The organism is Sphingosinicella sp. YJ22 (genome assembly GCF_011320075.1).
In the GTDB taxonomy this organism is placed as follows: Bacteria; Pseudomonadota; Alphaproteobacteria; order Sphingomonadales; family Sphingomonadaceae; genus Allosphingosinicella.
On the sequence record NZ_JAANPA010000001.1, the window covers coordinates 63,061 to 73,539 of the forward strand.

A 10,479-nucleotide genomic window follows, 5' to 3' on the forward strand; every position below is an offset into this window, starting at 1 on the left:
CGCCCCAACATTCGAAGCAACAGGGATGAGGATGTCGAACGATTCCGAGCGCCCCAACCGGCCGGCGCTCTCCCTTCACGTTCCCGAGCCTCCGGCGCGGCCGGGCGAGAAGCCGGACTTCAGCTGGGTCCAGGTGCCGGCGGCGGGCAGCATCCGCCGGCCCGACGTCACCGCGCCCGCGCAGGAGACCCACGAGCATTGCTATTCGCTGGTCCGGGTCATCGACGAGGCCGGCCAGGCGGTCGGCCCGTGGGACCCGCGCCTGTCGCCCGACCTGCTTCGCAAGATGCTCCGCGACATGAACGTCGTCCGCCAGTTCGACGAGCGCATGTTCCGCGCCCAGCGCCAGGGCAAGACCAGCTTCTACATGAAGTCGAAGGGCGAGGAGGCGATCGCGGTGGCCGCGGCTGCGGCGCTCGATTTCGACGACATGTGCTTCCCCACCTACCGCCAGCAGGGGCTGCTCGTCGCGCGCGGCTATCCGCTCGTGGAGATGATGAACCAGATCTACTCCAACAAGGGCGACAAGCTTCAGGGCCGCCAGCTTCCGATCATGTATTCGGACCGCAAGCACGGCTTCTTCTCGATCTCCGGCAACCTCGCGACGCAGGTCCCGCAGGCGGTGGGCTGGGCGATGGCCAGCGCGATCAAGGGCGACAGCCGCATCGCCGCGGCCTGGATCGGCGACGGCTCGACCGCCGAGGGCGACTTCCACGCCGCCTGCACCTTCGCAGGAGTCTATCGCGCCCCGGTGATCCTCAACGTGGTCAACAACCAGTGGGCGATCTCGAGCTTCTCGGGGATCGCCGGCGGCCAGCTCACCACCTTCGCGGCGCGCGCGATCGGCTACGGGATCCCGGGCCTGCGGGTCGACGGCAACGATCCGCTCGCTGTCTATGCCGCGACGCAATGGGCGGCCGACCGCGCCCGCGCCAATCTCGGGCCGACCCTCATTGAGATGTTCACCTACCGCAAGGAAGGCCATTCGACGTCGGACGACCCGACCGGCTACCGGCCCAAGGACGAGCCCGACAATTGGCCGCTCGGCGATCCCATCGAGCGACTCCGCCAGCATTTGACCGTGCTCGGCGAGTGGGATGATGACCGCCAGGCCGCGCTCGATGCGGAGATCGACGGCGAGGTCCGCGGCGCCCAGAAGGAAGCGGAAGCCAACGGCGTTCTGCGCGCCGCCTCGCTCGACTTCCCGCAGGACGTCCGCACCATGTTCGAGGACGTCTATGCCGAGCTTCCCTGGCATCTGAAGGAGCAGCAGGCCGAGATGGTCGCCGAGCTGGAGGCCAAGAAGGCATGACCGTCCGCAACATGATCCAGGCATTGAACGATGCCCACCACGTCATGATGGAGCGCGACGACAATGTCGTCGTGTTGGGCGAGGACGCCGGCTATTTCGGCGGCGTGTTCCGGGTGACCGAGCATCTCCAGAAGAAGTTCGGCACCAGCCGCGTGTTCGACGCGCCGATCAGCGAGAACGGCATCATGGCGACCGCGATCGGAATGGCGACCTATGGCCTGCGCCCGGTCGCCGAGATCCAGTTCGCCGACTACATCTATCCGGGCTTCGACCAGATCGTCTCGGAAGCGGCCAAGATCCGCTACCGCACGGCCGGCGAATGGTTCGTGCCGATGGTGATCCGTAGCCCCTATGGCGGAGGCATCTTCGGCGGCCAGACCCACAGCCAGTCGCCCGAGGCGCTGTTCGCCCATGTCGCGGGCCTCAAGGTGGTGATCCCTTCCAACCCCTATGACGCCAAGGGCCTGCTCATCTCGGCGATCGAGGATGACGATCCCGTCGTCTTCTTCGAGCCCAAGCGCATCTACAACGGCCCGTTCGACGGCTTCTTCGACCGGCCGGTGACGCCTTGGGCCAAGCATCCCGACGCCGAGGTTCCGGACGGCTATTACACCGTCCCGATCGGCAAGGCGCGGGTGGTCAAGGAAGGGCCCGAGCTCACCATCCTCGCCTACGGCACCATGGTCCATGTCGCGCTCGCCGCGGCCGAGGCGGCCGGCATCGACGCGGAGGTCATCGACCTTCGAACCATCGTTCCGGTCGACATCGAGACGATCGAGGAATCGGTGAAGAAGACCGGCCGCTGCGTCGTCGTCCACGAGGCGACCCGGACCAGCGGCTTCGGCGCGGAGCTTGCGGCTCTCGTCCAGGAGCGCTGCTTCTACCATCTCGAGGCTCCGGTGGTCCGCGCGACCGGCTGGGACACGCCTTATCCGCACAGCCTCGAATGGGCCTATTTCCCCGGCCCGATCCGGCTCGGCAACGCATTCAAGAAAGCTCTGGAGGACTGACCGCAACATGGCGCGCTACGAATTCAGGCTGCCCGACATTGGCGAGGGCATTGCCGAGGCCGAGATCGTCGCCTGGCACGTCGCGATCGGCGACGAGGTCAAGGAAGACCAGCAGCTTGCCGACATGATGACCGACAAGGCGACAGTGGAGCTAGAGAGCCCCGTCTCCGGCCGCGTCGTCGAGCTAGCCGGCGAGGTCGGCGACCAGATCCCGATCGGCTCGACCCTGGTCGTGCTCGAGACCGCCGAGGGCGTCGCCGCGGCCGAGGCCCCGGCGGAAGAGATGCCGATGGGCGACGGCGCGACCGAGATCTCGCCGGAGCTGGCCGAGGCCGTGCCGAGTGCGGATGTCGAGCCGGAAGACCGCCGCACCACCGGCGAGCGCCGCACGGGCGCCGACGAACGCCGCGAGGAGGATCGTGGTCAGGAAGACCGCCGCCAGGGCGAATGGCGCGCCGAGCCGCCCGCCAAGGCCGAGCCGAAAGCCGCTGAGGCCAAGGCGCCCGGGAAGGTTCAGGCCTCCCCCGCGGTGCGTGCCCGCGCCCGCGATCTCGGAATCGACCTTTCGCAGGTTCAGTTCTCCGGCGACCGCATCCGCCACGCCGATCTCGACGCCTACCTCATGTACAATGGCGGCGGAGTCCGCTCGGGCGGCGCGCGCCGCCCGGCCAAGGATGAGGACGTCAAGGTCGTCGGCCTGCGCCGTCGCATCGCCGAGAACATGCAGGAGGCCAAGCGCCGCATCCCGCACTTCACTTATGTCGAGGAAGTGAACGTCACCGCGCTGGAGCAGACCCGCGCGATGATGAACCAGGACCGCGGCTCCAACCCGAAGCTCACCATGCTGCCCTTCCTGATCACCGCGATGTGTCGGACCCTTCCGGACTTCCCGATGATCAACGCCCGCTACGACGACGACGCCAACGTCATCCATCGCTCCGGCGCCGTCCATATGGGCATGGCGACCCAGACCGACAGCGGCCTCTCGGTTGCAGTGATCCGCAACGCGGAAGGCCGCGACGTCTGGGGCCTCGCCGCAGAGATCGTGCGTCTGGCTGAAGCCACCCGCACCGGCAAGGCGACGCGCGAGGAATTGTCCGGCTCGACCATCACCATCTCGAGCCTCGGCCCGATGGGCGGCGTGGTCTCGACCCCGGTGATCAACCGGCCTGAGGTCGCGATCATCGCGGTCAACAAGGTCAAGGAGACTCCGATCGTCGAATCCGGCCAGATCAAGGTCGCCAAGATGATGAACCTGTCGATCAGCTGCGACCACCGCGTCGTCGACGGCTGGGACGCGGCGAGCTTCATGCAGGAGCTGAAGAAGATTCTGGAAGCGCCGCTTCGACTGTTGGCCTAGGCTGCTCCTCCGAAAAGGAGGAGGGGGTCATGCGCAAGACGGTCCTGGCGCTTGTCGCCGCGAGCTTCGCCGGCGTCGCCGCCGCTCAGCCGCCGCGCGAGCTTCCGAGCGACGACGGCTATGGCAGCGAGCTTCCCGAAGGCGCCGCCAATCTCGACTTCATCCTGGTCAACCGCACCGGCGAGACGATCACCGCGGTCAGCATCAGGCCTTCGGGCGAGGACTCGCCGTGGAGCGCCGACATCCTCGTCCAGCGCGTGGTGCCGTCGGGCGAGCGCGCCGCCGTCTCCTACACCCGCGACATCGAGCTGTGCCGCTGGGACGTCCGGGCCACCTACGCCAACGGCGACCGCCGCACCTGGCCGTTGATCAACCTCTGCCGAACGGTGCGGGTCGAACTGAGATAGTGCCTCCCCAAGCGCATGCGCTTGGGGAGGGGGACCATCCGCAAAGCGGATGGTGGAGGGGTAGTTAGCCCGAACACGCCTCCACGATTCCGGCGATCGCCTCTGCCGGATCCGAAAGCACCGCTGCTGCAGGCACGCGCATGGTCCGAAGCCCGAGCTGCGCTACCTGCCAGTCGCGCCGCTCATCCCGCGTCGCGCGCTCGCCGCGATCATGCGCCTCGCCGTCCACCTCGATGACCAGCTTGGCGGCGGGACAGTAGAAATCGGCGATGAAGCCCAGGATCGGGTGCTGGCGCCGGAATTTGTAGCCGCCGGGTCGCTTCCGCAACTCCTCCCAGAGCAGGCCTTCCGGCAGGCTCATGGTCCGGCGCAGCTCACGGGCTTTGATGATCGTCGGATTACCGGTCCTTTTCATCATCTTCCTCCCTTTTACCCCTCCACCATCCTGCGGATGGTCCCCCTCCCCATGCCGTCGGCATGGGGAGGAACTTCTAGAGCAACCGCAGCTGAGGCCCCTGGGGCGGCTCGAACAGGTCGGTGCGCAGGGGGCGCTTGTCCTTGGGAAAGCCGTGCTTCTTCGCGGCGATCTCGAAGCGGGTTCGGAGAAGCTCGGCCCAGGCGCCCTGGCCGCGCATTCGGCTGAACCAGTTGGGATCGTTGTCCTTGCCGCCGCGCATCGCCTGGATCGTCGCCATCACCTTGCGGGCGCGGTCGGGATAATGTTCGTCGAGCCAGGCGCGGAACAGCGGCGCGACTTCATGCGGCAGGCGCACCGGCAGGTAGAAAACCCCGCTCGCTCCGGCCTCGGCGGCGGCCTCGACGATGGCCTCGAGCTCATGGTCGGTGACCTGCGGCACCACCGGAGCGATCGCGACGGTGCACGGCACGCCCGCGTCGACCAGCTTGCGGACCGCCGCCAGCCGCTTGCGCGCCGCGGGGGCGCGGGGTTCCAGAGTCCGCGAGATGTCCGGACTCAGCGAGGTCACCGACAGCGCCACGTTCGCCATGCGCTGCTTCGCCATGGCTGAGATGATGTCGACGTCGCGAAGCACCCGGTCCGACTTGGTGGTGATGGTGAAGGCGTGGCGAGTCTCTGCAAGCACTTCGAGCACCGACCGCGTGATCCGCCACTTGCCTTCGATCGGCTGATAGGGATCGGTGTTGGTTCCGAGCGCCATCGGCCGGCACACATAGCCGGGCTTGCCGAGCTCGTTGCGCAGAAGCGCCGCGGCGTTGGGCTTGGCGTAGAGCTTCGTCTCGAAATCGAGCCCCGGCGACAAATCGTGGAAGGCGTGGGTCGGCCGCGCGAAGCAATAGATGCAGCCATGCTCGCAGCCGCGATACGGGTTGATCGAGCGGTCGAAGCCGATGTCGGGCGACTGGTTGCGTGCAATGATGGTGCGCGGGTGCTCGACCGTCACCGTCGTGCGCAGCGGCGGCGGCCCGCCGTCCAGCTCCTCGCGCGCGTCGAGCCAGTCGCCGTCGGCCTCGCGCGCGTTGAGGTTGAACCGCGTCGGCGTCCGGTTCTCCGGTGCGCCGCGGCCGGCGCGCAAGTCGGGGCGGGGGACATGGGCGGACATGCGGCCAGTGTACGATCGGAACAGAAGAAGAACAAGCGTTGAGATGTTGCCCCTCGGCGGTGTCGCTGCCATGGGCAGGCGCGGGTGGGTGTGAGGAGTTTTTGTCCGATGCGTTGCGCCTGGTTGCTTCCCCTCGCTCTCGCCGCCTGCGCGCCCACGGTGGCGCCGGTCCCAGCTCCGGCCCCGAGTGTCGCCGATCGCGCCGTGCGCTGGCACGGTCAGGTCTCGGTGCTGGCGAGCGATGCGATGGAGGGCCGCGCCGCCGGCACGCCCGGCCATGAGCGCGCCGCCGCCTATGTCGCCGACGAGATGCAGCGCCTCGGCCTCGGGCCTGCCGGCACCCAGGGCTATCTCCAGCCGATCGCCTTCACCGAGCAGCGCACCGATTATGCCGCCTCGAGCCTGAGCCTGTCGGGCGCGCCGGTCACTCTGCCCGCCACCGCGATCGTCAGCCCGCGCTACGAGCTGCCGGCCAGCCTGGACGCGCCGCTCGTGTTCATCGGCTACGGCCTGCACATGCCGTCGGCCGGCCATGACGACCTCGCCGGGGTCGACCTCGCCGGCAAGATCGCGGTGTTCGTCAGCGGCGGCCCGGCCGAAGTCTCGGGCACGCTTAAGGCCCATGCCCGTGCCCAGCGTAACAGGTGGCTCGCCCAGCGGGGCGCGGTCGGCGCAATCTCGCTGACCACGCCGGGCCAGACCGAATCGCCGTGGGAGTCGGCGGTGCGCAACGCGACTCAGCCCGGCATGCTGTTCGCCGACTCGGGCATTCGCGACGAGCCGGCCTTCGCTGCGCTGAGCTGGAGCCCGGCCGAGGCCGAGCGGCTGTTCGCGGGCGCCCCGCGCACCTTCGCCCAGGTCGCGGCCGATGCCGACGCGTCGCGGCCGTTGCGCAGCTTCCCGATGGCGACTCGGCTCAGCGGCCGCCTCGCCGCGACCAGCCGCGCCGTCGCCTCGCCCAACGTCGTCGCGCGGCTTCCCGGCAGCGACCCGGCCCTGGCCGGCGAGCATGTCGTGATGACCGCCCACCTCGACGGCCTCGGAGTCGGCAATCCCGTCAACGGGGACAGGATCTACAGTGGCGCGCTCGACAATGCGGCGGGCGTCGCCGCCCTTATCGACATCGCCGCCGAGCTGCGGCGGCAACGGCCCAGGCGTTCGATCCTGTTCGTGTTCGTCACCGCGGAGGAGCGGGGCCTGCTCGGCTCGCGCTATTTCGCACGGCGTCCGACCGTTGCGCGCGACTCCATCGTCGCCAACCTCAACTACGACATGGCGCTGCCGCTGTTCCCGCTGCGCAGCGTGACGGTGCTCGGCGCCGAGGAAAGCAGCATCGGCGACGATGCCCGCGCGGTCGGCGAGACGATGGGCCTGCCGCTCGCGCCGGACCCGTTCCCGAACCGCAACTCGTTCATCCGCTCGGACCAGTACGGCTTCATCGAGCAGGGCATCCCGGCGGTCGCCTTCAAGTTCGGCTTCGCCGCCGGCACGCCCGAGGCGGAGCTGGAGCGCGCCTTCCGCGCCGTCCGCTACCACGCGCCGTCGGACGACATGTCGTCGCCGATCTTCCGCGACGACGAGATCCGCCTCCACGACTTCATCGCCGCGCTGGCGATGCGCGTCGCCAATGCGCCCGATCGGCCGCGCTGGAACCAGGGCAGCCCGTTCGGATCGGCGCGCTAGCCGAAGCTCCCGATTGGAGAAATCGGTCGCCTCGGGGGTTCCCTCAGCTTGATCGGCTGCGTGGAGGCTTCGGCCATGAAGGGTTATGCGGTGTGCCTGGTCGTCGCGTTGGCGGCGTGCTCCGATCCTGGCGCGGCCAATGACGGCGGCAACGACGTGGCCAACGGATCGGTCGACGCCAATGGCGCCGAGCCGGCGGCGACCGCGGACAGCGAGGTCCCGTCCGAGGGGCGGCCGGACGGTGAAGCGCCGGCCGACAAGAACGGCACGAGCCGCAACGACAGCGCCGCGACCAACGCCTCGGCGCCCGCTGCGCCGAGGCCGCGCGCGCCGGACCGGTCCGGCGACCAGTGCCGCGCGAGCGACTATCAATATCTCGTCGGCCGTCACCGCTCGACCATCCCGCCCAAGCCGGCCGGCGAGACGTGGCGGGTCACCTGCACGACCTGCCCGGTGACGATGGACTATAGCGAGCGGCGCCTGAACATCTTCTTCAACGAGCAGACCGAGATCGTCGAGCAGGTCCGCTGCGGCTGACGGGGAGGCTCAGTCGCTCCCTTCGGCGATTCGGGCCGAGGGGTTGAGGCGGACCGCTTCCGGACCCGGCGTGCCGGGGAAGCGCGGCCACAGGCCCTGTGCGAGCGCGCGGCGGCTGGACGACTGGTCGGCCGGCCGCTCCTCGTACATCCAATAGTTGCGAAGCACGATCGGCACGTAGCCGCGGGTTTCCCAATAGGGCACCGTCTCGATGTAGAGCAGGGGATCGCCGTCGCCGCGGCCTTCCGCGGTCCACCGCGCGATCGGCGCCGGGCCGGCATTGTAGGCGGCGATGACTCGCGGCAACAGAGCGTCGGTGCCGCCCTGATCGCGCAGATATTGCATATAGGCCTGGCCGAAGGCGACGTTGGTCGCCGGGTCGTTGAGGCGATTGGGGTCGGCATTGGCGCGTCCCCAGCGCACGAGGTCGCCGGCGGTCCCGGGGCGTACCTGCATCAGCCCGCGCGCTCCGGCGCTGCTCACCGCATTGGCGCGGAAGCCCGATTCCTGGAGCGCGTGGGCGTAGGCGAGCGCCTGGTCGACGCGCCAGCCGCCGCGCGGCGCGATGTCGGGCGCGGGATAGCGGTCGTGGCGGCCGAGCCGCACGCCGCTCGGCAGATTGTGCGCCAGGTACATCTGCGTTCCGGTGAGGTTGAGCCGTGCCGCGAGATGGGTCAGCGCCTCATGCTCGCGCGGATCGCCGATCCGTGCCTGGTGGCGAAGGAAGGTGTCGGCGAACTCGGCCTGGCCGATCTCGGCGAGGGCGACGGCAGCGCGGACGTTGGGCCGCCCGGCGATCGACGCCCATTCGGACGCGGTCAGCACCTCGGCTTCGCCGCCTGGCAGCCGGCGCAGGCCGAGCGCGCTCTCCGCGAGCAGGCCGTAGAAGGTCTCCTCCTGACCGGCGGCGGCGCGCAGCTGCGGCTGGACCCGCTCGGGATGGCCGCAGCGCAACGCCGCGCGCGACGCCCAATAATGGCCCGCGGCGGTCATCTCGGGATCGCCGGTGCGGCGGGCGACGGTCTGGAAGCTCTGCTCGGCGCCGCAATCGCCGAGCCGCCACGCGGCGAGCCCGGCGACCCATTCGGCGTGGACCGCCCAGTCGCCGACGCCGCGCGCCGCCTGCCGGGCGAGGCGCAGCGCCTCGCGGTCCTGGCGGACGAGGTAATAGGACCAGGCGATGCGCTGCTCGAACTCGGTTCGGCTCTCGATCGACAGCTCGCCGCCGCTCGCCAGCAGGATGGCCTCGGCGGCGGCCGGCTGGTCGTCGACGATCAAGGGCTGGATCAGCGGCTCGAGCTCGCGCGCCACGGGGTCGCCGCTGGTGGTGCGCGGGCGCTGGCGGCGCGGCTGGCCGCGCTGGCCGATCAGGCGCTGAGTCGGCGCAACATAAGGCGGCTGGACGGCGCCGCGCAGCTGGGCGAGGCGGGCGAGGTCGGCGGCCTGCGGCAGCTCGGGGCCGCGGCGCAGCAGCGCGAGCAAGGGTTCCAGTTCGACCCGCGGCGAGCCGGGCGCGGTGTAGAGGATGGCGCGCGCGGCATTGTGCAGCGGCCCTTCCGGCAGCGCGTCGAGCCGACCGAGCGCGCCGGCCCAATTCTGCGCGGCGAGATCGGCGAACAGCGCGGCATAGGCGTCGCGCTGGGCGGGCGTCAGCTGCGGCGGCACCGCCGCGGAGCGGGCGCGCCGGGCTTGGCTGACGGTGTCGAGGTCGTCGGCCAGCGCCGGGGCGGACAGCGCGGCCAGAGCGACGGCGAGAGCGAGCTTGCGGATCATGCGAGCGTCTCCTGCAGCAGCTGGAGGTCTGCCCAGGCAAGGGCCTTGGCGGCCGGCTGACCGAGCAGGTAATCGGGCGGCAGCGTGACGATGGCGGCGACCTCGCCGGCCGGTGTCGCGATTCGGTGGACCGTGCCGCGCGCCTGGGCGGCGCCGATCCCGAGCAGCGCCTTGGAGCAGGCGTCGCCGAGCAGTAGCACCGCCTTGGGCGCGACGAGGCCGAGATGATGGCGCGCGATCTCGCCGCAGCGCGTCGCGCCGGCCTGGTCGAGGCGTCCGCCGGCCGGCCGAAGGCAGGACAGTCCGGCGATGTAGCTGGTGTCGCGGCTCCGCCCGATCGCCGCGAGCATGCGGTCGAACAGGCGACCGACGTCGCCCGACAGCATCGTCCCCGCCGCGCAATCCTCCACCGACGGCATCGCGGCCATGATCATCAGGCCGGACGCCGGGTCGCCGGACGGACAGACCCGCGGCGCATGCGGCGCCGCATAAGGCAGGGCGTCGCTCGCCTTCAGCCAATCGTGGAACAGCGGCAGCTGGTCGGGCAGCGGCTCGCGCACAGGTTCCGCTCGTCCCGAACGACCCCGAGGCGCGCCAGCCCCGGATTCCGCGGCGTCAGTCGGCGCCGGCGCCGGTGCCGGCTTCAGCCAGTCGCGCGGCTCCTCCTGCACGGCGCAGTCGACGCCCGCGTCGCGCCACCAGCCGAGCAGGCTCTCCGCCTCCCCAAGAAAATCATTCCCGCCCCGATCCATTGCGCCATAGGGCCTATCGGCGCGGCGCTGGTCAACCGTGGACCACTTGCTTATTGCCGCCGCGT

10 protein-coding genes are annotated in these 10,479 nt (G+C 70.0%); 6 read left to right on the forward strand and 4 right to left on the reverse strand.

From position 1 onward, the window contains the following. Positions 1-31: 31 nt before the first annotated feature. Genes G7B71_RS00375 through G7B71_RS00390 form a run of 4 tightly spaced genes read left to right on the forward strand, consistent with a single transcriptional unit; the run spans position 32 to position 4,089 of the window. The gene (locus G7B71_RS00375) at positions 32-1,312 is read left to right on the forward strand and encodes a thiamine pyrophosphate-dependent enzyme (protein WP_166036702.1); all 1,281 of its coding nucleotides are present in this window, start codon (positions 32-34) and stop codon (positions 1,310-1,312) included. Further along, positions 1,309-2,322, forward strand: coding sequence for an alpha-ketoacid dehydrogenase subunit beta (locus G7B71_RS00380; RefSeq protein WP_166036704.1), 1,014 nt, complete (start codon positions 1,309-1,311; stop codon positions 2,320-2,322). The genes G7B71_RS00375 and G7B71_RS00380 overlap by 4 nt, the downstream gene beginning before the upstream one ends. Positions 2,323-2,329: 7 nt before the next feature. Then, positions 2,330-3,682: a dihydrolipoamide acetyltransferase family protein gene (locus tag G7B71_RS00385; protein WP_166036706.1), complete on the forward strand. Its 1,353-nt coding sequence runs from the start codon at positions 2,330-2,332 to the stop codon at positions 3,680-3,682. A gap of 29 nt (positions 3,683-3,711) precedes the next feature. Continuing rightward, on the forward strand, positions 3,712-4,089 hold the full coding sequence (locus G7B71_RS00390) for a hypothetical protein (protein WP_166036708.1): 378 nt from the start codon (positions 3,712-3,714) through the stop codon (positions 4,087-4,089). Positions 4,090-4,153: 64 nt separating this feature from the next. Here the strand turns inward: G7B71_RS00390 and G7B71_RS00395 are convergent, their stop codons facing one another. Next, the gene (locus G7B71_RS00395) at positions 4,154-4,507 is read right to left on the reverse strand and encodes an endonuclease domain-containing protein (RefSeq protein WP_166036710.1); all 354 of its coding nucleotides are present in this window, start codon (positions 4,505-4,507) and stop codon (positions 4,154-4,156) included. 73 nt (positions 4,508-4,580) lie between these two features. After that, the gene (locus tag G7B71_RS00400; protein WP_166036712.1) at positions 4,581-5,669 is read right to left on the reverse strand and encodes a PA0069 family radical SAM protein; all 1,089 of its coding nucleotides are present in this window, start codon (positions 5,667-5,669) and stop codon (positions 4,581-4,583) included. A gap of 108 nt (positions 5,670-5,777) precedes the next feature. On the opposite strand from G7B71_RS00400, the gene G7B71_RS00405 reads away from it, so the two are divergent. Further along, positions 5,778-7,352 (forward strand): M28 family metallopeptidase, encoded by a 1,575-nt coding sequence (locus tag G7B71_RS00405; protein WP_166036714.1) that lies wholly within the window; start codon positions 5,778-5,780, stop codon positions 7,350-7,352. Between the two features lie 75 nt (positions 7,353-7,427). Then, the gene (locus G7B71_RS00410) at positions 7,428-7,889 is read left to right on the forward strand and encodes an I78 family peptidase inhibitor (RefSeq protein ID WP_166036716.1); all 462 of its coding nucleotides are present in this window, start codon (positions 7,428-7,430) and stop codon (positions 7,887-7,889) included. Between the two features lie 9 nt (positions 7,890-7,898). On the opposite strand, the gene G7B71_RS00415 is transcribed toward G7B71_RS00410, so the two are convergent. Together G7B71_RS00415 and G7B71_RS00420 are read right to left on the reverse strand one after the other, a co-directional pair. Next, complete coding sequence (locus tag G7B71_RS00415) at positions 7,899-9,662, reverse strand: lytic transglycosylase domain-containing protein (protein WP_166036718.1); 1,764 nt, start codon at positions 9,660-9,662, stop codon at positions 7,899-7,901. After that, positions 9,659-10,414, reverse strand: a complete 756-nt coding sequence (locus G7B71_RS00420; RefSeq protein WP_166036720.1) for a uracil-DNA glycosylase family protein — start codon at positions 10,412-10,414, stop codon at positions 9,659-9,661. Before G7B71_RS00420 ends, G7B71_RS00415 begins: the two co-directional genes overlap by 4 nt. Positions 10,415-10,479: the final 65 nt, after the last annotated feature.

Bases quoted from the DNA above. Each gene is read 5' to 3' on its own strand.
- G7B71_RS00375 (WP_166036702.1), top strand. From the start codon at position 32: ATGTCGAACGATTCCGAGCGCCCCAACCGGCCGGCGCTCTCCCTTCAC.
- G7B71_RS00380 (WP_166036704.1), top strand. From the start codon at position 1,309: ATGACCGTCCGCAACATGATCCAGGCATTGAACGATGCCCACCACGTC.
- G7B71_RS00385 (WP_166036706.1), top strand. From the start codon at position 2,330: ATGGCGCGCTACGAATTCAGGCTGCCCGACATTGGCGAGGGCATTGCC.
- G7B71_RS00390 (WP_166036708.1), top strand. From the start codon at position 3,712: ATGCGCAAGACGGTCCTGGCGCTTGTCGCCGCGAGCTTCGCCGGCGTC.
- G7B71_RS00395 (WP_166036710.1), bottom strand. From the start codon at position 4,507: ATGATGAAAAGGACCGGTAATCCGACGATCATCAAAGCCCGTGAGCTG.
- G7B71_RS00400 (WP_166036712.1), bottom strand. From the start codon at position 5,669: ATGTCCGCCCATGTCCCCCGCCCCGACTTGCGCGCCGGCCGCGGCGCA.
- G7B71_RS00405 (WP_166036714.1), top strand. From the start codon at position 5,778: ATGCGTTGCGCCTGGTTGCTTCCCCTCGCTCTCGCCGCCTGCGCGCCC.
- G7B71_RS00410 (WP_166036716.1), top strand. From the start codon at position 7,428: ATGAAGGGTTATGCGGTGTGCCTGGTCGTCGCGTTGGCGGCGTGCTCC.
- G7B71_RS00415 (WP_166036718.1), bottom strand. From the start codon at position 9,662: ATGATCCGCAAGCTCGCTCTCGCCGTCGCTCTGGCCGCGCTGTCCGCC.
- G7B71_RS00420 (WP_166036720.1), bottom strand. From the start codon at position 10,414: ATGGATCGGGGCGGGAATGATTTTCTTGGGGAGGCGGAGAGCCTGCTC.